The organism is Prevotella melaninogenica (assembly GCF_013267595.1).
Classification (GTDB): domain Bacteria; phylum Bacteroidota; class Bacteroidia; order Bacteroidales; family Bacteroidaceae; genus Prevotella; species Prevotella melaninogenica_D.
In genome coordinates this window covers 1,169,589-1,194,662 of sequence record NZ_CP054011.1, presented here as the reverse complement: position 1 = coordinate 1,194,662, position 25,074 = coordinate 1,169,589, and the positions used below count along the sequence as shown (strand labels likewise).

At 39.0% G+C, this 25,074-nt stretch carries 20 protein-coding genes; 16 read left to right on the top strand and 4 right to left on the bottom strand.

Translation table 11 applies throughout. The annotated features are described in order from the left end of the window. Nucleotides 1-17 precede the first annotated feature (17 nt). The 13 genes from trkA (at nucleotide 18) to FIU21_RS10130 (ending at nucleotide 17,063) form a co-directional block, all read left to right on the top strand. On the top strand, nucleotides 18-1,358 hold the full coding sequence (gene trkA, locus FIU21_RS10190; protein ID WP_004360720.1) for a Trk system potassium transporter TrkA: 1,341 nt from the start codon (nucleotides 18-20) through the stop codon (nucleotides 1,356-1,358). A 2-nt stretch (nucleotides 1,359-1,360) separates the two neighbouring features. Continuing rightward, nucleotides 1,361-2,818 (top strand): TrkH family potassium uptake protein, encoded by a 1,458-nt coding sequence (locus FIU21_RS10185; RefSeq protein ID WP_004360721.1) that lies wholly within the window; start codon nucleotides 1,361-1,363, stop codon nucleotides 2,816-2,818. 419 nt (nucleotides 2,819-3,237) lie between these two features. After that, nucleotides 3,238-3,855, top strand: a complete 618-nt coding sequence (locus FIU21_RS10180; protein ID WP_004360722.1) for a DUF4840 domain-containing protein — start codon at nucleotides 3,238-3,240, stop codon at nucleotides 3,853-3,855. Nucleotides 3,856-4,185: 330 nt separating this feature from the next. Continuing rightward, nucleotides 4,186-4,752 (top strand): hypothetical protein, encoded by a 567-nt coding sequence (locus FIU21_RS10175; RefSeq protein ID WP_004360723.1) that lies wholly within the window; start codon nucleotides 4,186-4,188, stop codon nucleotides 4,750-4,752. 301 nt (nucleotides 4,753-5,053) lie between these two features. Beyond that, the gene (dnaK, locus tag FIU21_RS10170) at nucleotides 5,054-6,958 is read left to right on the top strand and encodes a molecular chaperone DnaK (RefSeq protein ID WP_004360724.1); all 1,905 of its coding nucleotides are present in this window, start codon (nucleotides 5,054-5,056) and stop codon (nucleotides 6,956-6,958) included. Nucleotides 6,959-7,025: 67 nt separating this feature from the next. Next, nucleotides 7,026-7,823, top strand: a complete 798-nt coding sequence (locus FIU21_RS10165) for a RipA family octameric membrane protein (protein ID WP_004360725.1) — start codon at nucleotides 7,026-7,028, stop codon at nucleotides 7,821-7,823. Between the two features lie 282 nt (nucleotides 7,824-8,105). Further along, nucleotides 8,106-9,350 (top strand): PDDEXK-like family protein, encoded by a 1,245-nt coding sequence (locus FIU21_RS10160; protein WP_004360726.1) that lies wholly within the window; start codon nucleotides 8,106-8,108, stop codon nucleotides 9,348-9,350. Between the two features lie 525 nt (nucleotides 9,351-9,875). Continuing rightward, nucleotides 9,876-10,298, top strand: a complete 423-nt coding sequence (locus FIU21_RS10155; protein WP_004360727.1) for a DUF6078 family protein — start codon at nucleotides 9,876-9,878, stop codon at nucleotides 10,296-10,298. 531 nt (nucleotides 10,299-10,829) lie between these two features. Next, a complete protein-coding gene (locus tag FIU21_RS10150; RefSeq protein ID WP_004360728.1) occupies nucleotides 10,830-12,047 on the top strand; it encodes a VapE domain-containing protein in 1,218 nt (405 codons plus the stop codon). A 338-nt stretch (nucleotides 12,048-12,385) separates the two neighbouring features. Then, the gene (locus tag FIU21_RS10145) at nucleotides 12,386-13,465 is read left to right on the top strand and encodes a Fic family protein (protein WP_004360729.1); all 1,080 of its coding nucleotides are present in this window, start codon (nucleotides 12,386-12,388) and stop codon (nucleotides 13,463-13,465) included. A gap of 14 nt (nucleotides 13,466-13,479) precedes the next feature. Beyond that, nucleotides 13,480-13,770, top strand: a complete 291-nt coding sequence (locus FIU21_RS10140; RefSeq protein ID WP_004360730.1) for a hypothetical protein — start codon at nucleotides 13,480-13,482, stop codon at nucleotides 13,768-13,770. Between the two features lie 6 nt (nucleotides 13,771-13,776). Next, the gene (locus FIU21_RS10135) at nucleotides 13,777-14,736 is read left to right on the top strand and encodes a Fic/DOC family protein (RefSeq protein ID WP_036886560.1); all 960 of its coding nucleotides are present in this window, start codon (nucleotides 13,777-13,779) and stop codon (nucleotides 14,734-14,736) included. A gap of 116 nt (nucleotides 14,737-14,852) precedes the next feature. Continuing rightward, on the top strand, nucleotides 14,853-17,063 hold the full coding sequence (locus FIU21_RS10130) for an AAA family ATPase (RefSeq protein ID WP_036886561.1): 2,211 nt from the start codon (nucleotides 14,853-14,855) through the stop codon (nucleotides 17,061-17,063). A gap of 208 nt (nucleotides 17,064-17,271) precedes the next feature. Here the strand turns inward: FIU21_RS10130 and FIU21_RS10125 are convergent, their stop codons facing one another. From FIU21_RS10125 to FIU21_RS10115, 3 genes are all read right to left on the bottom strand, one after another. Continuing rightward, nucleotides 17,272-18,573: an alpha-L-fucosidase gene (locus FIU21_RS10125; RefSeq protein ID WP_004360733.1), complete on the bottom strand. Its 1,302-nt coding sequence runs from the start codon at nucleotides 18,571-18,573 to the stop codon at nucleotides 17,272-17,274. Between the two features lie 107 nt (nucleotides 18,574-18,680). Then, nucleotides 18,681-19,694 carry a DUF4435 domain-containing protein gene (locus tag FIU21_RS10120; protein ID WP_004360734.1) on the bottom strand — a complete coding sequence of 338 codons (1,014 nt, stop codon included), beginning with the start codon at nucleotides 19,692-19,694 and terminating at the stop codon, nucleotides 18,681-18,683. A gap of 19 nt (nucleotides 19,695-19,713) precedes the next feature. Next, complete coding sequence (locus FIU21_RS10115; protein WP_004360735.1) at nucleotides 19,714-20,532, bottom strand: AAA family ATPase; 819 nt, start codon at nucleotides 20,530-20,532, stop codon at nucleotides 19,714-19,716. Nucleotides 20,533-20,725: 193 nt separating this feature from the next. On the opposite strand from FIU21_RS10115, the gene cysK reads away from it, so the two are divergent. Next, nucleotides 20,726-21,673: a cysteine synthase A gene (gene cysK, locus FIU21_RS10110; RefSeq protein ID WP_004360736.1), complete on the top strand. Its 948-nt coding sequence runs from the start codon at nucleotides 20,726-20,728 to the stop codon at nucleotides 21,671-21,673. Nucleotides 21,674-22,010: 337 nt separating this feature from the next. Here cysK and FIU21_RS10105 read toward each other — a convergent pair whose 3' ends face one another. Continuing rightward, nucleotides 22,011-22,262, bottom strand: coding sequence for a DUF1016 N-terminal domain-containing protein (locus FIU21_RS10105; protein ID WP_302051688.1), 252 nt, complete (start codon nucleotides 22,260-22,262; stop codon nucleotides 22,011-22,013). Nucleotides 22,263-22,736: 474 nt separating this feature from the next. On the opposite strand from FIU21_RS10105, the gene FIU21_RS10100 reads away from it, so the two are divergent. Both FIU21_RS10100 and FIU21_RS10095 read left to right on the top strand, forming a co-directional pair. Next, nucleotides 22,737-23,477 carry a hypothetical protein gene (locus FIU21_RS10100; RefSeq protein WP_004360737.1) on the top strand — a complete coding sequence of 247 codons (741 nt, stop codon included), beginning with the start codon at nucleotides 22,737-22,739 and terminating at the stop codon, nucleotides 23,475-23,477. A gap of 313 nt (nucleotides 23,478-23,790) precedes the next feature. Next, nucleotides 23,791-24,978 (top strand): transposase, encoded by a 1,188-nt coding sequence (locus tag FIU21_RS10095; RefSeq protein WP_254361444.1) that lies wholly within the window; start codon nucleotides 23,791-23,793, stop codon nucleotides 24,976-24,978. Nucleotides 24,979-25,074 lie beyond the last annotated feature (96 nt).

Genomic DNA, 25,074 nt, shown 5'->3' with positions numbered 1-25,074 from the left:
ACGAAAAAGAAGAAGAAATGAAAATTATTATAGCAGGAGCATACGCCATAGGAACCTATTTGGCAAAGCTACTTTCTCGTAATATGCAAGATATTGTACTCATGGATGAGGATCCAGAGAATCTGGAGAAAATCAGTAGTGAGTATGACTTGCTAACTATGGAATGTTCACCCACAAATATAAAGGGACTAAAAGAAGCTGGTGTGGAACATACCGACCTCTTTATTGCTGTTACTCCAAGTGAATCAGCTAATATCGCATCTTGTGTTATGGCACATCAGTTGGGTGCTAAGAAGACTGTTGCACGTGTGGACAATCCTGAGTATGTTGAAGAACATAATAAGGAATTGTTCCGTCAGATGGGTATTAGTGATATTATTTATCCAGAGATACTTGCTGCAAAAGATATCATCAATGGTTTGAAGATGTCATGGGTACGCCAACGTTGGGATGTGCATGATGGTGCATTGGTGATGTTGGGTATTAAACTGCGTGAGACTTGTGAGATACTCGACCGACCTTTGAAGGATATCTGTGGACCAGATGATCCTTATCATGTCGTTGCTATCAAGCGTAATGATGAGACAATTATCCCTGGTGGTAATGATACCTTGCAGTTATATGACTTGGCTTATTTTATGACCACAAAGCAGTATATTCCGTATATTCGTAAGATTGTCGGTAAGGAACAATATGTTGATGTACAGAATGTTATCTTTATGGGCGGTGGTAAGACTGCTGCACGTGCCGTAAAGATGCTGCCTGAATATATGAATGCGAAGATTATCGAGTTGAACCCTGCTCGTTGTGAGGTTCTGAACGATGCCTTTAGCGAAGATAGATTGGTCATTAATGGTGATGGACGTGATATTGGATTGTTGCAAGAAGAAGGTATTCGTCATACACAAGCCTTTGTGGCTTTGACCTCTAATGCTGAAACAAATATTTTGGCTTGTCTGACTGCTAAGCGACTGGGTGTTCGCAAAACTGTTGCATCGGTAGAGAACTTTGATTACGTGAATACAGCTGATGGACTTGACATTGGTACGATTATCAATAAGAAGGCTCTTGCTGCCAGTCATATCTATCAGATGATGCTGGATGCAAATGTAGCAAATGTGAAGTTTCTTATGTCTATTAATTCTGATGTGGCAGAGTTTGTGCCAAGTCTTGATTCAAAGATTACGAGAAAGGTTGTAAGAGAACTAAACCTTCCGAAAGGAATGACTATTGGAGGACTTGTAAGGAATGGAGAAGGTATGCTCGTTTCTGGTAATACACTGATTGAAGCTGGCGACTCCGTTGTTGTCTTCTGTTATAATGTTGATATGAAAAAGGTGGAGAAATTGTTTATTTAACTATGCTCAATCTGAAACTCATTTCCAAGATTCTTGGTTCCTTGTTATGGATAGAAGGCGTACTGATGCTCAGTAGTCTATTTGTCGCATTATTTTATCATAGCATTGATATAATGCCCCTTGTCTGGAGTATTCTTATCACAATAGTTGCTGGAACAGCCTTTCGATTGTTAGGTCGGAATGCAGACAATCTTTTGGGACGGCGTGATGCTTATTTTGTAGTAACGATATCTTGGATACTCTTTACGGTTTTTGGAACACTTCCTTTTATGATTGGTGGCTATATAGGGAGTTTTACTGATGCTTTTTTCGAAGCAATGTCAGGTTTTACTACAACTGGTGCTACAATTATAGACTATCCAGAACATCTGCCTAAAGGTATTCTTTTCTGGCGTTCGCTAACACAATGGATTGGTGGCTTAGGTATTGTATTCTTTACCATAGCCATCCTTCCTTCTATGGTGGGCGGCTCGGTAAAAGTCTTTGCGGCTGAGGCAACAGGTCCTATAAAGAGTAAGTTACACCCACGACTAAGTACAAGCGCTAAGTGGATATGGGTGGTTTATTTAGTGCTTACCATTTCTTGTATCCTTTCTTATAAGGTCTGTGGTATGGGATGGTTTGATGCTTTCAATTATTCCATGACCAGTACGGCAACGGGTGGATTCTCAACAGAGAGCGGTTCTATAGCAACCTTTCACTCTCCAGCGGAAGAATATGTCTGTGCATTGTTCTGCTTCCTTTCTGGTGTCAACTTCACATTGTTGTATGCCTCAGTGGTAGGATTGGATATCAAGAAGTTATTAAAGAATAGTGAGTTCCGTTTCTATACCATAATGGTACTCTCGTTTACTATTTTTATCTCCTTTGAACTTGTTTATCGCAATCATTATGAGATAGAGCATGCCTTCCGTAGTGCGCTCTTCCAAGTTGTTTCCTTTATAACAACGACAGGACTTTTCAGCGATGATGCTGCCAAGTGGCCTCATGTAACATGGGTTGTCTTGGCTGCATGTATGTTCTTTGGCGGCTGTTCTGGTTCTACCAGTGGTGGTATCAAGAGTATTCGTGGTGTGATGTTATTAAAGGTGGTGCGCAATGAGTTCCGTCAGATACTCCACCCTAATGCTGTCTTACCAATGAAGGTTGATGGAGTGAATATACCACAGTCAAAGCGTGTAACACTTTTAGGTTTCATCGGACTTTATCTTATTTTGACACTCTTCTGTGCCTTTACGATGATCGCGGTTGGTATTGATAACACGAATGCTATCACGATTACGTTGAGTTCTTTAGGTAATGTTGGCCCTACTTTGGGTATGGAAATTGGTCCTACAATGTCTTGGGCACAGCTACCAGACTTGGCAAAGTGGATTTGTTCCTTCCTCATGCTCGTAGGTCGTTTGGAACTTTTTACGGTCTTAGTACTCTTTTCCCCAGCTTTCTGGAAGGAAAACTAAGGTAGTAAAAGCCTGAGTTTGAGTTATAGTTCTATCTATATTGATACCTTCTAAAGGCTTTTAGCATTCCTTCATTTCCAACGTTGGTGAATTATTTTCATGAAAATAAATAATTATTTTCACGAAAGAAAATATTTCTTTTCATGAAGAAAAATGTTTATTATCGTGAAAGTAAAGTGTTGATAGCTGAGCATGCTTTCTATCTCCCCTAACTTCTCTTTTAGTTATATAGCGTATTATATGTTATCAAAAGCACTTTATTTTGTCTACAAACAGGGGTAAATTCTTTAAAATAAATAACATAAACGAATCATGCAACTTTCTTATTACTCTTTTAACAGTAATTGTGTTGGAAATAAGTTGATAATGTGTAAATTTGTGACCAATAAACTTAAATATAATAACCAAAACGCACTATAATGAAAAGAAAGAACTTATTTTTTTTAGTAATTGCATTCTTTGCAACATTCTCATTAGCCTCTTGTCTTAACGACGATTATGAGAGCAAGGCTAAATTGCCATCAGTAGAAGAATTGAGGGCTGCAAGCCATACTATTCAAGGCCTTTATCGTGGTAAACTTTCAAGATATGGCCTAAATGAACGGGAACAACTTGAAAGGAAAGATTCTGTGAATACGACTTGGGAAATCAAAGATGACACAACACTTATTATCAAAAATATCCCAACTAAGATGTTGACAGCAAGTATTATTGATACTGACTTGAAGCAAGCTATTGAGGCTTTGCCAAATCAGGAAATCAAATGTGCTATTAGCGTGTTCAACGTGAAACCAATCCTCTTTTATATTGCTCCTTATCGTTTGGATTTAGGCAAGATTACTTATGGGGGTAAAACTCATGATGTAGCTATAGCTTTCCTTTTCAAGAATAATTATACCTATGGCGGTTATGATGCAGATCGTAAGGTGGTTGGTGCTCGCCTTTTAGAGGCAGGAATGGTTGTTGATGGTGTCTTCGACAAGTCTGTTAGTAAGGGTGTTGACTATTTCTTTCTTGCTTCTGAACCAAGAGTATAATATGTATATAATAGAATAAACGAAAGTCTGGAATTTTTTTTCAGAGATTCTCGGACTTTTGTTTTCTATAATGGCTAATCGTAACTATTCAGCGATAAGATGTATAAACTATTATTGATTATCAGTAAGTTACATAAATAGACACAGACAAATTCTAATAAATAATGTCTTTTCGAGCCTTTTTGCCACAATATTAAGTTCATAAGTTCTTGATATTCAACGTTTATTATCGCTGGATAGTTACCGTTAATTTATGATAAAATTAAAGTATGTTTTTATATTTTGTCAACTTTAATTTGTAAATTTGAGAACTAATAATAATTTAATCATATGAAAAAGTCTATTTTTACAATGTTGTTCCTGCTGTTAGGTATGACAACATCTTTTGCACAAAAAGTATCTGTTCCAGAGCCAGAGTTTGCAGACCAGACTTACCTGCTTACTTCCGACACAGAGTATCAGAAGTTACCACGTGAGTCAGGTATTATTAAAAGTAAGGCTGGTGCTTCGTTGTATCTTGTTGGTATTGGAAAAGTAAAAACACGTATTACTTTGAGTGGTCCTACTTCATCTGTAACAGTACCTGCTGGTAAGGATGTCCGCCTTATTATTAAGGCTGCAAATAACTCAACCGATCCAGAGTCATTTATTAATATTTTCCCATTCGAGGTGAAGGGTAAGGAACGTAGAGCGCAGTTGGCTGAAGCTGGAACACTGTCTGCGACCAAGACAAACTCTCTCGGACAGATTTCTTTTAAGGCCAAGAAATATAGACAGAGTTCTTACTATATCGTTATTGAGAATCTAAAACCAGGTGAGTATGGTATCTCTTTGGGTGATCCTGACAAACGAAATGAAAAGAATGATATGAAAATAACAACCTTCAGTGTAAAATAAGGCTGTTGTATTTGGATATAATGTGGCTGTGTCAACATTCTTGTAATGAGTGTTGGCACAGCCTTTTTATTTCTTGATTAAGTAGGATTTATCATACTTAAAGGATATAATTACGCGGGAATAATTGTATATGTTGTCGCTAATTCTGCCATTCTGTCAGTCTGACTCTGTTGGCACATCATTTGTCTAATAATTGGCGAATGACGCTGTTAGTAACAGTTACAGACGATATAAGTCTGATGATACTGTGATGGACAGTTGTCAATAACTGAATACGAATAATAATAAAAAATATACAATTATGGGAAAGATTATTGGAATTGACTTAGGAACAACAAACTCTTGTGTTGCTGTATTTGAAGGTAATGAGCCAGTGGTAATCGCTAACAGCGAGGGTAAGCGTACTACACCTTCTATCGTGGGCTTCGTTGAAGGCGGCGAGCGTAAGGTGGGTGACCCTGCTAAGCGTCAGGCTATCACAAACCCAGAGAAGACGATTTACTCTATTAAGCGTTTCATGGGTGAGACTTACGCACAGTGTCAGAAAGAGGCTGAGCGTGTTCCATTCAAGGTTGTTAATGAGGGTGGTTATCCACGTGTACAGATTGACGACCGCAAATATACTCCACAGGAGATTTCTGCAATGATTCTGCAGAAGATGAAGAAGACCGCTGAGGACTATCTCGGTCAAGAAGTAACTGATGCAGTTATCACCGTACCTGCTTACTTCTCTGACTCACAGCGTCAAGCAACAAAGGAAGCTGGTCAGATTGCAGGTCTTAACGTACAGCGTATTGTGAATGAGCCTACTGCTGCAGCACTTGCTTATGGTGTTGACAAGGCTAATAAGGATATGAAGATTGCTGTATTCGACCTTGGTGGTGGTACTTTCGATATCTCTATCCTTGAGTTCGGTGGTGGTGTGTTCGAGGTACTTTCTACGAATGGTGATACTCACCTTGGTGGTGACGACTTCGATCAGGTAATCATCGACTGGCTCGCTGATGGCTTCAAGGCTGAGGAGGGTATCGATTTGAGAAAGGACCCAATGGCAATGCAGCGTTTGAAGGAAGCTGCAGAGAAGGCTAAGATTGAGTTGTCAAGCTCTTCTTCTACTGAGATTAACTTACCTTATATCACAGCTGAGGGTGGCGTTCCAAAGCACTTGGTTAAGACCTTGACTCGTTCACAGTTCGAGCAGTTGGCACACAACCTCATTCAGGCTTGTCTCGTTCCTTGTCAGAATGCTATCCGTGATGCTAAGTTGCAGACATCAGATATCGATGAGGTTATCCTCGTAGGTGGTTCAAGCCGTATCCCTGCAGTGCAGACATTGGTTAAGAACTACTTCGGTAAGGAGCCTTCAAAGGGTGTTAACCCTGATGAGGTGGTTGCTGTTGGTGCAGCTATCCAGGGTGCTATCCTTAATAAGGAGAGCGGTGTGGGCGACATCGTATTGCTTGACGTAACTCCTCTTACCCTCGGTATTGAGACAATGGGTGGTGTGATGACAAAGCTTATCGATGCTAACTCTACTATCCCTTGCAAGAAGAGCGAGGTGTTCTCTACTGCAGCTGATAACCAGACAGAGGTTACTATCCACGTTCTGCAGGGTGAGCGTCCAATGGCAGCACAGAACAAGTCTATCGGTCAGTTCAACTTGACAGGTATTGCTCCAGCTCGTCGTGGTGTGCCACAGATTGAGGTAACATTCGATATTGACGCTAACGGTATCCTTAACGTATCTGCTAAGGACAAGGCAACTGGTAAGGAGCAGAGCATCCGCATCGAGGCTTCAAGTGGTTTGAGCGAGGAGGAAATCAACCGTATGAAGGCTGAAGCTGAGCAGAATGCAGCAGCCGACAAGGCAGAGCGTGAGAAGATTGACAAGCTGAATCAGGCTGACTCAATGATTTTCACTACCGAAAACTTCTTGAAGGACAATGGTGACAAGATTCCAGCCGACCAGAAGTCAGGTATCGAGTCTGCTCTTCAGCAGCTCCGTGATGCTCACAAGTCAGCTGATGTTGCAGCCATCGACACAGCTATTAACAACCTCAACACCGTTATGCAGGCAGCATCACAGCAGATGTATAGCCAAGCAGGTGCACAGGCAGGTCCTCAGCCAGGCGCAGATGCTGGTCAGCAGGAGCAGCCAAAGCAGGATGACACCATCCAAGATGCAGACTTTGAGGAAGTGAAGTAAAATAATGATTATAAACGTGCCCCAATGGTAGAAATACTATTGGGGCTTTTTAGATTAATCAAACACTATGAAAGAGAATAAAGGCGGAATATCAAAGGAAGATTATATCAATAACTTTGATGAAAAGAAATTAGAAGAGGCATTCCAAATAGCACTTGATACAAGAAAATTTGAGATAGAGTTATATTGGAAGCGCACAGGCTACTTCGTGCTTTTTATTGGTGCTGTTTTTGTCGGATACTATAAAGTGTTGCCAATAAGTGGACCATCTGGTAGTGAAAAAGAATGGCTACTTCTACTTCTTTCTTCTTTAGGTTTCTTGTTATCCCTCTTATGGTATATGGCAAACAGAGGAAGTAAATTTTGGCAGGAAAATTGGGAAGCTCATATTGAAGATTTAAGTATAAAATTAAGAAAACCTATTTTTGGCATTATAAAAATTAACGAGTATACTATTTACAATCCGAAACAATTTAATAAATCGTATCCTTTTTCTGTCTCGAAGGTGAATCAAATGGTTAGTTTAATCATTACATTTAGTTGGTTACTAATCTTATTAAAAGATTTAGGAGTCTTTCTTAAATTTGAAAATAATAGTTCTATCGTCTGGGATATAGCAAAAGTAGGGGTAGGTGTTTTAGACTTTATACTGTCTTACATTATACTTAGCTCTTGTAGAAGTTTTGTTACTAATGTAAATATAGTAGAGTCTAGTGATACTAGTAAAAACAACAAAGAGAAGGTGTACTATTTTTATAATTATGATAGAACCGAGATTAGACAAGAAGATAAGTTAGGTGTATGCAATGAACTCCAAAATATCACTTCATTCTTAAGAAAAATATGCGGAATATTTAAGCGATAGTTCTATGACCATTGAACAATACAATCAACTACCCTACGACTACGCACACAGTGCTGGCACTCACTGCGAGAAAGCCAGCCAGTGTTTGTAACATACAGTCTATACGATGTGATAAATGGGTAGAAGATAGTAGTATATGATAGTAAACTTAAAAGTGATTACGAACTTCCAATTTTATCAGCTCTTTAAATCAGTTTGTAAGGAACATTTTTCATGAGGAAATATCACGAAGCTATGATGACATGTGGGTCTGATTTAGATTATAAAGAAAAACAATAATTTATGGAAGATATTAAAGAACTATTGCATAAGATTCGAAGGTTTATAGATGAAGATGAAATCTTGAAGAAAGAAAAAAGTAAGCGTGGAGAAGACTTTAATGTTTTTAAGATAATGCACGTTGAAAGTGATGAGGTTCGTACGCACTCAGCTATGCTTGCAGCATTGATGGACCCAAAAGGTACGCACAGTTGTGGAACAGCATTCTTAGAGTTGTTTTGCCAGCAACTCCAAAACTTCGTTTGCGATAGTAAATACTCTAACTTTGTTTTTGATTCAACCAATGCTACTGTAAATTTTGAAAAGTCGATAGGTGGTATCTCGAGGGATAAAGAAGAAGGTGGAAGAATGGATATTCTGATAGAATCAGGCACGGTACAAGGCGATAAGTCAAAAGCTATTATCATAGAAAATAAGATTTATGCCAGCGATCAAACTAAACAACTCTATAGGTATTATCAATTTGCTAAGCAAAAGTATGGTTTGGAGAATTCCCTAATTTTATATCTGACCTTAGATGGACATTCTCCTCATGATATATCCGTTACCGGAAGCAGTAGGAAGATGAAGAAGAACGAAGATTACTTTTGTATTTCTTATAGAGATTTTATACGTCCGTGGCTTCAGAAGTGTACCGAGAAGGCTTTTGATAAGCCCTTAGTAAGAGAGACAATTATACAATATAGGAACTTATTATCATTATTAACGTATCAGAATATGGACGAGCAAAAACAGAAGGAGTTGATAGAATTACTTGCGAACTCCGAGAATATCTTTACTGCAATCCGAATACATGATAACTATAATCGAATCCTCAATAAGGTTATTGGTGTAGAGTTAAGAAAGCAAGTTGAGGAAATAGCCAACGAGTTGAGGCTGGAATTAGAGTTTCGGACAGAGGACGGTTATTGGCAACAGCAGTACAGTCACTTCCTTCTTTGGAAGAAGGAATGGAACTATGCAAAGATATGCTTTGAATTTAAGAATGCTAATTTCAATAAGCTAAGCTATGGGATAAGGTATAATAGTCCAAAAACGAGAGAAGATAATGAAAATATTAAACAGATAATCCAAGAAAAGATTCATGATGGACGTTCTGAAGAATGGTGGGCTTATATAAAAGATTTTGAATATAATGACTGGAGACGAGAATATGTATATAGAAAACTGTTTAACAAGGATATTCAAAAAGAGATAAAAGAACGCGTGCAGGACTTAATGAATTTGACAGAAGGTATAACTATGTAAATATATATTTTATAGAACTATGAATTATTTTCTATTAATGCTTAATAGGATTGGTATGTTCACAAAAATAATTACTTTTAATATGGCATAACGCTATAATTAGGTAGTTATACATTACCTCAGAAAAATCCTTCTAATCTCCCCTTTTATACCATTTTCCTGACGACAGGAAAATGGTTAATCTTATTACTCTTTATTTCTTTAATTGACTGAGCATTTACGGATATATAAGGAGAGCAGTATATCCGTAGCATTGTTTTATCTACTACACAAAGTTTGAAAATCGTTTGCTGTCATTTTTAACATTTGCTGTAGATGCTTGTTTGTCAGTGTATTATAATAGGTGAAAGGCTGACAGGAATGACAGCAAAATAAAAATAATCCGTGAAAAACTTGACAAGGGGTATCTCTGTGTTGTATCTTTGCAAGCAGAAATAAGGAAGATCAACGACACGTTAAGCATGATTTCCTACAAACTAACCGCATCTTCCTTTTTGAATTTATTTTTCTTAAATCATTCTATTTATGTGTACAGATTTTTCTAACATGCCCAAAGACTGGGCAGTGTGCTTTATGCACGATTGTATTCTCAAGGAGCAGTGCCTACGTTATTATGCGGCTAAGACACTCTCTATTAGCCAACATTCGGCATTGACGGTTCTTCCCTCTACTCGTTCTGGCAATAGCTGTAAGGCGTTTCACGCTATGGAAACAGAACGACTGGCGTGGGGATTCTCGCACCTTTTCGATGATGTGAAGCACAGTGACTACCGCTCTCTGCGTAGTACTATGGAGAGTCATTTCGGAAGTCGCTTTGTTTATTATCGTTATCATCGAGGAATTAATAAACTGAGTGAGGGCGAACAGCAATGGGTTGACGAACTCTTCCAGCGTTATGGCTATGCTGCCCCACGTGTTTATGATAACTACCAGACGTGCTGGAAATAATAGTAGTGCTTTCGGGAAGGAGTAAAGGAGTGAAAGGGAGTGGTAGGAGTTAAGACATTAGTACGTTTTATATGAGAAAGAGAAGGTAATCTTTGCGTTACGAAGTGGAGTTAATGATTTGTTATTGAGATCTTGTTTCTGTGGTGCTAACGCTCCGCACATCATGTGCTGATGCTCCGCACGTGTGGTGCTGGTGGACAGGATAATAAAAGACATAGTAACATGTTAACTTATTCTGTGTTCCAGTAGACATAATGACATAAGGTCAGAGGGAAAAGACAAAGTAAGAGTTTAACTTATTCTGTGGTAGACTTAATGACAGCCATAATGACATAAGGTCAGATGAAAGAGATATATGTTTTTCTATGTCTCTGTTTACTCCTTAAACCTTTAGGTTTCTCTGTACTGATATTGTCCTCCGTTTCTCTGTGCACTCTGTGTGAGAACTACGGCTTAACCTTTACACTCTTTCTCCTTTCTCGCAAGCAACTTGTTAACTCGTCAACTTGTAAACTTTAGAACTTTTACGACATGCAATACAAGAATCTTAAGAATATTAAAGCTGAAAATCAGCGTAACCGACAGTCTGAAAGACTTAAAAATGATATTACTCGTCGTTTGCTCAACTATCTTGAGCGGAAGTATGAAATGAGATATAACACCGCCTTAGGGTGTACGGAAATCCGAAAGGCTGGGAGTGATGAATCTTTTATGCCTGCGGATGAACGGATGCGCAACACAATCGCTATCAAGGCGCGTCTTGATGGGATTGATGCGTGGGACAAAGACATCCGACGATATACGGAGTCGGGCTTTGTCAAGGCTTTTAATCCTGTGGACGATTTTCTCAAAGGACTGCAAGGACGATGGGATGGAAAGAATCATATTGAGGCGCTGGCAGACTGTGTTCCTAATGATAATGCACGGTGGGCAGAATGGTTCCACACGTGGTTTCTGGCAATGGTGGCACAATGGATGGGGTTGGACGTCTCGCACGGTAACAGTGTGGCTCCGCTGCTCATCTCCCGACAGGGTTATCGGAAGTCAACCTTCTGCAAACGCCTTCTGCCTGAGGCGTTGCAGTGGGGATATAACGATAATCTTATCATGAGTGAGAAACAGAATACGCTGCGGGCAATGAGCCAGTCACTGCTGATAAATATTGATGAGTTTAATGCCCTGTCGGCTAAGACGCAAGACGGTTTTTTGAAGAATGTCATGCAGCTTGTAAGCATCAAACTCCGTCAGCCTTATCGTCAGCAGCAGCTTACGTTACCACGTGTTGCCTCTTTCATTGCTACGGCAAACGTTTCGGATGTCTTTAGCGATCCCAGTGGCTGCCGTCGTTTTATAGCAGTCACACTGACTGGTCCTATCCGCTTGCCCGATCACATAGACTATGAGCAGCTCTATGCGCAGGCAGTTGCCGAACTTGATGCTGGTAGACGTTACTGGTTTGATGAGGCTGACACCCAAGAGATTATGGCAAACAACGTGCAGTATCAACAGCGCACCCCTGCCGAGGCTCTCTTCTTCGAGTGCTTTTCCATTCCTAAGGACTTGACGAAGGGTGCCTATATGACAGCTGCCTCTATCTTCAGTCTTCTCCGCCAGCGATACGGCAGTCAGCTACACCTGACAAGCCTCTCCCATTTCGGTCGTGTTCTTGCAAACATCCCGAACCTCCACAGTAAACATTCTTCGCATGGCACAGAGTATTTGGTGGCAGTATGTAGCAGTCTTGGTTAGTCTGCCTCTTCCATCTTAAATCGTTAGTTGCCCTCCGAATAAACTTTCAAAGTTGCTGTCACTGCTGTCACTCCTTGATGCGTTATAAGTAGTTTATAATCTGTTTGTTGCGTGAAGTGTTAAAAGTGACAGCAACTAAAAACAAAACTATGTTAGCTTTATTGACATTCTGCAAGAAAAGTATTCTTTATAAAAAAGCCTCGTCATTATTCTTTATATAGATTTTTTTGCTACCTTTGTAAGACACTATCTAATAGGCGTAGTGACTAAGAACCTGTTTTATGGAAGAACATAAAGAGCACAGTAAGAAATCAATTCGATTTTAATTCATAAAGAGTATGATAACCGACTTTGAAGAGTATATCCGACAGAGCGAGCCGCATAAACGTGAAAAAGGTTATGCGTGGCAAACGGCTATTGGTTTGCAGGCTGTTGATGGCTTGAAGACTTCAGATTATTTGCGTGAAACTGCTCGCCAGCATATTGAGGGTGACATCACGATTGAGGAGGTGAAGCAGCTCGTCAATAGCTATTATGAGTCAAAGTCTGCTCGTAAGGGGGGCGGGAATAGAACGGAAGAGGCTGATAAAGTTTCGGCTCGTATTACAGAATTGCTATCTGAACAGAGCTTTACGTTCTCGCCATTGGAATATATTTCAATTCATCGTCGTTTGTTTGAAGGCATCTATGAGCATGCAGGAAAGATAAGAGATTATAACATTACGAAAAAGGAATGGGTGTTGAATGGAGAAACAGTACTATATGCTGGTGCTGATAGTATCCGTGAAACACTGGATTACGACTTTGCCCGTGAAAAAGAATACGATTATAAGCATCATGATATAGCAGAAGCTGTGAGCCATATCTCACAATTTGTTTCTGACCTTTGGCAAATTCATCCGTTCGGGGAGGGCAATACCCGTACAACGGCTGTTTTTACCATTAAGTATCTGCGTACATTTGGTTTCGACATCAGCAACGAAACCTTTGCTAACTATTCGTGGTATTTTCGTAACGCACTGGTTCGAGCCAACTATAACAATATGCCTAAAGGCATCTTTGCTACAACGCAATACCTTGAAGCATTCTTTCGCAATTTGATATTAGGTGAGCAGAATGAACTAAAGAACAGACTTCTACATATAGAAGCACCAAAGCATTTGGTTCAAAGTGCCAGTTTGGAAGTTCCAAAGAGCCATAATGACACTTTGGATTGCACTTTGGAAGAAGTAGCACTTATAAAGTTTGTCAAGGAGAAACCACAAGCAACGCAAAAGGAAATTGCTGTGCATATAGGTAAGTCTGAGCGAACCGTAAAACGTATGACAACGCGTTTGTCAAAACGTGGCATTATTGAACGCAAAAATGGTAAGCGCAATGGCTATTGGGAGATTAAAAGCAAAGAACTAAACAACTAAAATCCAATTTATTTATGAAACGCTATTCACTTAAAATAAAAGAAATAGAATTACAGCTACATGATGGTAATTATAATCGTCGTGTACAGTATAACGAAAAAGATTTTGATATTCTTGTTATCAGCTTTAAGGAAAAAGCTGACCTTATAAGAAAATTTGCAATCTCTGCAAATTGTTTACCAAATAGTGATTCCATTCATTTGATATTTGATCCCAATACTCACAAGGTAAGTTTCTCACCACAAGAAATAAATACTAGCATTATTAATGATGTTGAAAAATTGCTTTGTTCTGATAAAACATGAGCATTTATGGCAGAAGATAAAGAACAATATAAGAAATCAATCCGCTTCTTCAACGACCGTGAAGTGAGGGCGGTATGGGACGAGGAACACAGTAAGTGGTGGTTCTCTGTACTGGACATCATTGCTGCGATTAACGAGCAAGATGATTACCAAAAGACGAGGAACTATTGGAAGTATCTCAAAACCAAACTAAGAAAAGAAAACAGTCAGTTGGTTAGTGCTACTAACCAACTGAAGCTAAAAGCCTCTGACGGGAAGTCTTATAAGACAGATACGTTTGATGCAGAGGGTGTAACCCTTTTGGCAAAGCATATCAACAATACCAAGGCAACAAGCTTTCTTGACTGGTTCCTCTATAGTGATAACACTATTGACGGACAGAGCAAGAAAAAGGCTTATCAGCTTTTTGAAAGTGGCATCTTGCAAACGGCAGAACCGAGAAGTGTAAAGTGTCTGCAACAAATACACGCTTATCTCTTTGGAGGACTGTATGACTTTGCTGGACAAATCCGAACTAAGAATATATCCAAAGGAGGTTTTACTTTCGCTAATTATATGCACTTCCCTGCAACGCTGCAAACAATAGAACGAATGCCAGAAACAACTTTTGATGAGATTATGGACAAATATGTGGAAATGAAAATTCGTGCCAATGAGCACCATGTGAACTCGTTCACAAATGGTCGAGTGCAGCCGAATTTATGCAACGTAGCCCATCCTTTTATGGAGGGTAATGGTCGCAGCACTCGCATTTGGCTAGACCTCATGCTGAAACGTTCTCTCAAACGATGTGTAGATTGGAGCCAAATAAACAAAAACGACTATTTGGCAGCTATGCGTGAGAGCGTGTCAGACAATACACACATCAAGGCATTAGTAAAGCCCGCATTAACCGCTAAGATTGATGACCGAGAAATGTTTATGAAATGTATAGATTATTCATATTGTTACGAACAAAATGATTAAATTCTATATCAATGATTATCCTTTCATATTACTAGAAACATACAAACTTTTTGGAGTAAAAATTCTTTATCAAGTATGTAAAACTATTTTAGATTATAAATATTGATATTCCCATTATGATAAAAAGTATAAAATTAAAGAAAGAAAAATCATGCTATAAAGGCGAAACTATATTGGACACAAACAATAAGAATGTAGTTCTTATATACGGTCTAAATGGAACTGGTAAAAGTACTATTGCTTCCTATTTACATTCGTTTCCAGAATGTTCTAATTTTAGTGATTGCTCTATAAATCCTAATTTAGATATGCAGATAGAGGAAATTCTTGTATACAATAAGCAATTTATTGAAGAAACCTTTTACACTGAGAACAATATTAAAGGTATCTTTACCTTATCCAAAGAAAATAAAGAGGCTAAAACTAAGATTGATTCTGCAAATAAATTTTTAGAACAACTATATAAACAGCAAAAGGAAGCTGAAGAGAAAAGAAAAAAAGAAGACGAACAATGGAACAAAAAAGTAGAAGGGTTTCAAAATAAAATCTGGGAAATCAAAAGACAATATTCTGGAGGAGATAGAGTTCTACAATATTGTCTTCAAGGGGTCCAAAGTAGCAAAGAGAATCTATTTAATCATCTATTGAATATGAAAAAGCCTACGATAGAACCGACAAAGACCATTGAAGAACTAAAGAATGAAGTAAACAATTTAAATAAACAAGATGCTGTAGAAATTCCAAGAATTCCTTTAATGGTTTTCAATGGTGAACCAATAGAGAAATATACAATATTTGGAGAAGTTATTACAGGAAATAAGGGAAGCAAAGTATCTGAGTTAATTGATAACTTAGCTAATGCAGATTGGGTGAAAGATGGATTATCATATTTAAATTTAAATACAAATCAATGCCCCTTTTGCCAACAAGGAATAACAAGTAAGATTATAGAAGACCTAAAAGGTTACTTTGATAAAACATACAATGACATATTACAAAATCTAACAGATTTAAAAGATAAGTATAAGGAAGAGGTTGAAAACACTCAGAAGATTGATACTTTTGATAACATTTCTATCCTCAATCGTTTTAAGAAAGACTATGAAATTGCATTTAATAAATTTATGAATGTGATTAGAAATAACCTTTTGAGGATGGAAGAAAAATGTAAATCTCCTGGAACAAAAGTTGTAATTGAATCTCATCAAGAACTATTAGACAGGCTAAATGAGATCATATCTAATGCAAATAAGATTATAGAAGAATATAATACAAAATTACAGAATAAGCAACAAGAGATAGACCATATCAAGGATACTTTCTGGGAGATACAAAGATTCAAATATGATCAGACTGTTTCTTTGTACACCACCACTTTGAATTCTCATAAACAAGCGATTAATGAAATCGAACATGAGTATAAAGAATATACTACTCAAATACAGGAGCAAAAGGGAATAATTACTTCTGAGCAGAAAAATGTAATCAATATTGATGAAGCAATAGAGAATATAAATGCTCTTTTGCTAGACTTAGGAATTACCGATTTTAAGATTATCAAACACGAAGAAGAAGGATTATATCGCATAACGAGAGGAGATCAAACAGAAGAGGAGATTTTTAAATCCCTAAGTGAAGGAGAAAAAATGATAATAAGCTTTCTTTATTTTACCGAACAATGTAAAGGTCGTAAATTAGCTAATGACGCTATAAAAAAACGGATTATTGTAATAGATGATCCTGTTTCTAGTCTTTCTCATATCCATGTCTTTAATGTAGGAAGACTTATTAAAGAAAGATTTTATCCAACTTTTCAAAGGAACAATGATGGGGGATTAGATATTAGAACCCGTTGCGAACAGGTGTTTATATTAACACATAGCTTTTACTTCTTCTATGAAATGACGGAAATGAATAGAGAGAAGAGACATGCTTCCCAAACTTTAATAAGGTTATATAAAGATCGTCAAGGAAGCCATATAAAATCGATGAGCTACGAAGAAATTCAAAGTGACTATCAGGCATATTGGTCTATCATCAAGAATAGAGATTCTGCACCTGCTCTTATTGCAAATTGCATGAGAAATATTATTGAGTATTTTTTTAATTTCGTTGAGAAGAGAGATCTAAATAATACATTCAATTCAGAAAAATTAAAAGATATTAGATTTCAAGCTTTTAATCGATATATAAATAGAGAATCTCATTCTCTTGGACAGAATATATATGACTTTAAGGAATTTAATTATGATAATTTTCTAGAAGCATTTAGGCTATTATTTGAAATAGAAGGATATGAAACGCATTATAAGAAAATGATGAAATAAAAAGTTAAGAAGTAACATTTAAGATGGTTTCTAATCGATATTACTTAAATTGAGGAATCTTATTTGTATCGTGTAAATATAAGTTATTGATAATCAATAGCAAATACTTTTGAGGAAGAAAGCTATTCATACATATAAAGAAAACCCACAGTAACCAAACGGTTACTGCAGGTTGTTTTTTAAAGATGTTAGCTTATGAAAGCCTATCTTACAACGTCAACTCAACGATATAATCAATGTCAGTGGGGACGGTGTCGAAGTTGAGGGTGATGCCGTTGCCTGTCTTTGTGAAGTTGACACGCTTGTTGGTGCCAAAGACGGTGGCGGACTTGATTTTGTGGTTGCCAGTAGGGATGAAGAGGCTGGAGTCCATACAGTTTAGGATGTGGATGTAGAGTTTGTTACCACGCTGTGTACTTACTCCCCATTCGTGTGGAGTAACGATGCCGCCACGAGTGCCATAGATGGTTTCACCATATTTGTTCAGCCATTCACCGATAGCCTGAAGGCGGTCGAGGGCAAGAGCAGGGAGAGCACCACCTGGCTCTGGACCGATGTTGAGTAGGAGGTTAGCATTCTTTCCTGCAGCACGAACAAGCATCTGAATCAGTTCCTTTGGTGATTTGTAGAGAGTATCGGTGATGTTGTACCCCCAATGCTCGTTGATAGTCTGGCATGACTCCAATGGTAGACGGCTGATGCTCTGTCCAGACAGTCCAGCCTTGTTCTCACCCGGTAGGTCACGCTCAAAGATCTGAATATCCTCACCAGCGAAAGGAGTCTGGTGATGGTTGTTACCAATGAGACATTGTGGCTGTAGCTTATGAATCAAAGCATACTGCTCTTCTAACTGCCAGTCGAAAGGCTTGGCATCACTGTCATGATCCCACCAACCATCAAACCAGATTGCACCCACCTTTCCATAGTTTGTGAGCAATTCTGTCAGCTGTGTGTTCATGAACTTGTAATAGCTTGCCCAGTTAGCCTTCTCTTTGGGTCGACCCGTTCCTGTTCCCGTTCTACCCACAGGATAGTCCTCACGTCCCCAGTCGAGGTGTGAATAATAAAGATGCAGCTTTATGTCGTGTCGTTTGCAGGCATCAGCTATTTCTCTAATGATGTCACGTTTGAAAGGAGTACCATCAACGGAATTATACGAGCTGGTAGCAGTCTTAAAGAGTGAGAATCCATCGTGGTGGCGTGTCGTAATAGTGATATACTTTGCACCAGCAGCCTTGATAGCTTTCACCCAAGCATCCGCATCGAACTCTGAAGGATAGAACGTCTTTGCCAATTTAGGATATTCTTTATAGTTGATATCCCTGTTGGTCATAATCCATTCGGTAGTACCCATCATTGAGTAGAGTCCCCAATGTAGGAAAATTCCAAACTTCTCGTCTTGGAACTGTTCGCGTGCTTTAAGATTCTCAGCCGTTGGATGGTAAGTCTCTTGTGCCATACCGACGTAACTTGTCAGCAGTGTTAGGATCAAAAGTAGAGTCTTCTTCATTTATGATTTTTGTTGTTTAGATTTCTAAGTGCAAAGATAATGAAAGTTAAGCAGATAATAGTCTTCTGCTTTCTTTAATATTCATGCGGGGATAGACATACGTCTTATTATTCTATCGAGTGCCCTGAAGGAGGATTTAGGAACCTTCTGATGTCTTCCTTAAGTCTTAAGAAAGGAGCTGCATTAGTATAGCCCACATTACGGCGGAGCATGGGGATAATCGCTTCCGTACTATGGCCATAGCTTGATAGCTCGTTGCGCCGTTGGGTGTCGTGTACTGCATTACGGTTTATCTCGTCTTCCCGCTCACGGACCAGTCGGTCGCAGACCCGCTTCAAGACTGGTACGATGATGTTGTCAAAGAGATGATGCCCTTGAATATACAGATAGGTGGTTGAGGGTGTAACGCCTAAGGCATGCAGTTCTTCCTTTAGTTTTAGATAGCTTTCTTTTGCGTTCGGGTGTTCTCGTTGTAGTTGTCGTACACGCATTTGTACTTTATGGCGTAGCCGTTGAAGGCTTTCAACAGCCCCTTTTAGGGAGAAGTTACCAAGTTCCACAACTCGATTAAAGTCAGAGATAGTAAACTTTCGATGATAGCCTTTTCGATAATGCCATATGCTCCAGACAAAGAGTGGGTGTATACTTTCGCTGTAAAGTTTCAGGAACTCTTCGAAATTAAAGATAGAATGGTCGTTGAGCGTTACTGCTACTGTCACATCATGTAGGCTCGGTGCATAGCATTGTAGGTTTTCAATGGCATAAGCATACGTATGGAAAACGTATGGATTGTTGTTTACTTCATCGGATAGTGGGGTAGTTCCTTGCAGTAGATAGTCATAATCAGCATCTACGCAAGCAATCATGTTCTCACCAATATTCTGCGAAACAAGGTTCATCAATACCGACCGTTTGCCCTTGGTAAGGTTCAATCGCGATGGTAACATTACTTCAAAGTAACGCTCCTCGTTCTCAAAACCGCTTAAGACAGTGCGCCAAAAGAAGATATCGTCATACGCTTCCACATATGCGATAATCTTTCTCCGTGCCCGCTTACCATTCAATCGGTTCGCTGCATCAATATAAGCCGATGACAGGTTGTCGCTCAGTCTTTTTCCCATTGCTCCCTCCTTCAGACAATCATTTATCGGTTATGTCCGTAACCTCTGTTACACGGTCAATCCATCCGTTCATGATGACAGCTGGACTGTGGGTCGTGAGGATAATCTGAACATTCGGATTCAGTTCTAAGATGAGGTCGATTAAGCGTTTCTGCCACTCTATATGCAGACTCACTTCTGGCTCGTCCATAAAGAGAACGTAATGTTCATTGTCTTCTACCAATACGGTCAGCAGGATAACCAAAATCTGCTTCTCGCCACTTGACAGCTGATAGGGAGCCAGTTCCTCACCGAGTGATGAGAACTTTATCTCATTCTCCGAGCGAATAATCTTCTTTCCCGTCTCCGTGAAGAGGTCGTCTAAGATATCTTGAAAACGTTTCTTAGGTTGAGAAATCTGCTGCGCCTTCTCGGCAGCATCTGCCTCACCACTTTGTAAGGTCTCGATAATACGGTTACCGATGTTCACTTGATAGTCAAGATACTTACGTTGAAGTTGGAAAAGCTGCCAATCAAGTTCTGTAACAAGATCGACGTTAATCTTGCTGATACTATCCGAGTTCATCAGTGGACGGTCAAACGAGCGGATAATATCATAACGTATCCACCGTGCATCATTAGGACTTACCTTTAGTCGGACACCCTTCAGTGAATGGCTGGGGAATTCACCACCTTGCGACAGACTGCGTACCACCTTATTAAGTATGGTACTCTTCCCGACACCATTGATACCACTTAGGATATTCACCTGTCGGTCCAGTGTCCAACGGATGTGTTTCTTCCCGCTCCAAAGCGAGTCAATCTCAATCTCTTCTATGTAATCTGCGTATTTCTGCATACTCGTAGATATAGTGACAATCGTAGTGCAAATATAAGGAATTTTGCTTTAATGGCAATAAGAAAGCCTTATTTTAATGTAAATACCACGTTTGTGGTATGCTAAATAACATAAAGAGAGTATTTCACATGTTGGCAAATGTCCGTACCTTTGCATCCGTAAACATTAAGTAAGAAATTAAATCCCAAAGAATATGGCAAAGGTAGTAAACAAACTCACAGAACTTATCGGTAATACACCACTGTTAGCACTTAATAAATTCTCTGCAGAAAGAGGACTCAAAACTCCTGTTCTTGCAAAGGTTGAGTATTTCAATCCTGGTGGTAGTGTGAAGGATCGTATAGCATTGGCTATGATAGAGGATGCTGAGGCTAAGGGACTCTTGAAGCCAGGAGCTACAATCATTGAGCCAACCAGTGGAAATACAGGCGTTGGCTTGGCTTTGGTGTCTGCAGTGAAGGGTTATAAGCTTATTCTCACGATGCCAGAAACCATGAGTGTGGAGCGTCGCAACCTTGTAAAGGCTTATGGTGCTACCGTGAAGTTGACAAGTGGAAAGGATGGTATGAAGGGTGCTATCAAGGCTGCTGAGGAGTTGAGAGATTCTATTCCAGGTAGTATTATCCTTCAGCAGTTTGAGAATCAGGCTAATCCAGAACGTCACAATCTTACTACTGGCCCTGAGATTTGGCGCGATACAGATGGTAAGGTTGATGTGTTTGTAGCTGGTGTAGGTACTGGCGGTACGGTGAGTGGTATCGGTCGCTACCTCAAGGAGCAGAACCCTGATGTGAAGGTTATTGCTGTTGAGCCAACTTCATCTCCTGTATTGAGTGGTGGCGAGAGTGGACCACATAAGATTCAGGGAATTGGTGCAGGCTTTGTACCAAATACTTATAATAATAAGTATGTTGATGAGATTTTCCAAGTAGAGAATGATCAAGCAATCCTTGCAGGTCGTCAGTTGGCGCAACAAGAAGGTTTGTTGGTTGGTATCTCATCTGGTGCAGCAGCTTTTGCTGCTACTGAGATTGCTAAGCGTCCTGAGAATGCAGGTAAGACCATCGTAACCTTGCTGCCAGATACAGGTGAGCGTTATCTCTCAACAGTGCTTTACGCCTTTGACGAGTATCCTCTTTAATAGTTTTCAAATTCTAAAATACTTTCCCAACAGACTGCTTTTGTCTTTAAGACACGGCAGTCTGTTTTTATTTTTAAGTAGGTAGATAATGCTTTTATAGTTTGATAAATACTATTTTGATTTTTGAAAATGTTTTACACAAATGGAACTTTAATTCCTATTGATACTGTAAAATAATGCTTTAGTTTCCCTCTTTCTAACGTTCAGATTATCAGTTGATTGCAAACTCGTAAAAGAAAAGGTGCTTAATTGGCTTCTTAAAGGGCGTTAGTAACACCTCAAAAGGGCATCTTTTGCAAGCCAAAAGGACGTTAATTCGAATGCAGAAGGTGCTTGATTAAAAACGAGGAGTGGAAAAGTTATTACATTTTAGACAAATCTCTTCTCCATTCTTTCCTTCTGGAGAGAGTGGAGAAGAGGTTCCTTTATTATTTTTGTAATAGGAAGGTTTGTGTCTGTCAAGTGTTCGGACGCTCCACATTTCCTTTGATGCTGTTTCAAGATACCATCGCATAGCAGTCTCGTCGTCTATGCGTAGAACCTTGAAAATATGTGTCCAAGTGAGATTTGGAAATCGCGATTTCCAAATCTCATAGTCATCAATAAGAAGATAAGAACTTTCTATTTTTTATTAACGTGCAGAAGTCATAACACTAAAAGGATGGTAATGACACACAGTGTTGTTAAATGTAGGGTAGCTGGTTTAGTACAAAGAAAACAAAAGAGATTTATGTCATATAAAGAAATACACCAGTATCACTTAGAGTGCTGGGTACATCGAAACGGTTTCTCCATTGAGCTTTAACCTCACTCGATGGAATGTGATTTTGATTGTATTTCGATGAACTTGCAATGTTTTTTATTAATTGCAAATGTTTCTATTGGTAAGATATATAAACTTGTTTGTTGGATATATTTCTATAGTCTTTGCTTTTATACAGCTGGTTAGATAAATGTTTTATGTTTATCATATATTTATTCTTAATTTTTATCTAAGGATAAAATAAAAATGTTAAATTTGTGTCGATAAATAAAATAAGAAAGCTATTATAGAATTTCAATTATGGATATAGGAAAAAGATTAGCTGAGATTTGGAATGAGGAATACATTGCTTCACTTCCCAATGAGATTATTAGCAGAGGTTATACTTATGCAGACAATGTTCAAAGTGAGATTTTAGTAACAGGAATTAATCCATCGTTTCGCAATAATGAAGATAGTGGGATTATTCATGGACCAATAAAAGAAATCTGGTATGGGCAACAATATGATAATTATTGGAGTCCAGTAAAGAAGATGCTTTTTGACGAAGATATAGATTTAAGAGATAAGTCTGATTATCTTGATATTTTCTATTTTAAGGAGAGGGAGCAGAATATTTTGAAAACCCAAATATTAAAGACATCTGATGGTATAAAATTCATTGTTGACCAATTAAATCTTACGATGCACATTATTGAGGAAGTTGTAAAACCTAAATTGCTTGTTGTGAAGAATAAGGAGTCACAAGCTTATTTTGGGAAACTCTTTGATGAGAAAGGATGGGTATGGATGGGTTATGAATTTGAGCATATTCTGGATATGGAATGTGGAGAACTTTGTCGTATTATTGGCTTAAGAGAGTGTGAAGGACGCATAGCCCCAGAATTTAAAGATACGCAACTGGAAGGGACCTTTGTTCTATTTACAAAGCATATAAATCAATATACGCCAATTGCAGAACGTCCTACCTCAAGGATTCTTAAACTCATCTTAGATTGGTATGATTCTGAGAGGAGCGTTAGAGAGTTTGCAATAAAATAGCTTTATATTGGTCTTAGAATGACATTCTTTGGATGGTTCTATATAGAAAAACAGAGAACAAATTAATTAATTACAAGGTGTACTTAAACAATAGTCCGTTAAATTTTCGCAGTTTGCGAAGCTTTTACCCAAAAGCCAACAGGAATTGTGGCAGAAAGAAAACATGATAAGTCTCTGAGAAAGAGATAATTAGGCAATAGAATATAACAAAGTATAACATAATAAAATCGGCTATCTCATTGAATTTCAGTAACTTTATAGATGTAAAAAGACAATAAAGTTTATGCTGATAACCAACTTGATTAGCCGATATATGAAGCTCTGCAAAGCAGCATTTAGTGCTGAAGATGGAGCAAAGTTAAACAAAAGTATTCAAACAAACGTCATGGAAATGCTTTTTCTTTTGATGGTCATCCCAAGGAAATGTAATTTTACGCAGATGGGACGCTATGGAAAGCGTGGCGAACAATGCTATCGGCAGACGGCAGAGCGCAGCGTGAACTGGCTCGAAATAAATATGTGGCTGAGTGCTTTCGCCTTCAAGCAGGGTAAAGGGCTCAATGCCATCGTTATTGATCCAAGCTTCATCAAGAAGGCTGGGAAGCATACCCCATACGTGGGTACGTTTTGGTCGGGCTGTGCAGGTGCGGTAAAGCACGGTCTTGAGATCCTCGGCATCGGTGTGATAGACGTGGACTTGCATGAGTGTATGATGCTCAAGGCTGTGCAGACCACATTGGAAAAAGGGGAGGAGAAAAAAGAGATGAGTCTATACGACTGGTATACCAAGGTGTTGGAGGACGACAAGGTAACCTTACAGCGTATTTGCAAGGTTCTTGTCGCTGACTCAGCCTTCTCCAAAAGACCTTTCATCGACAAGATAATGAAGATGGGCTTCCATGTTGTGAGCCGCTTGCGTCATGACGCAGCCTTGTTCTACACATGGGATGGGGAACCCACGGGAAAGCCCGGCCGTCCTCGTATCAAAGGTGACAAGATTGACGTAAGGAACATCGACATATCCAAAGGCAATGAGCTTGATTTAGGAGAGACCAAAGGCAAAGCCTATGCGCTCAAGGCGTGGTGCAAGTCCTTGCATAGGGTCGTGTCGATTGTCATCCACGAGTTGCCCAACGGTGTCCGCCGTTTGTACTTCTCTACGGATGAGAGCATGAGTGGACGCGATGTGATGGAGTACTATACCACACGTTTCCAAGAGGAGTTTTGCTTTCGCGACGCAAAGCAATTCCTCGGTCTTACCGATTGTCAGGCACGCGACAAGAGAAAACTTGAATTTGCTTTCAACTCTTCATTCACAGTACTCAATGTGACCAAAATCATGTGCAAGGAACTTGGCACGTCCATCGGTCGACTTAAAGCGCAGATGGTCAATGCCTACTATGCACAACGAATTATTGACGTGTTCGAGAAGAACCCGAACACGCCATTAAATAAAGAAAGGATAAATGATATATTTAGTTTCGCTGCTGATGCAGCATAATATTTAACGGACTATTGCTTAAAGTGAGAAAATAGTACACCTTTTCATGTTTCTTGGAATAAAACGAATATTCAAGTTATATTTTGCAATCGTGAT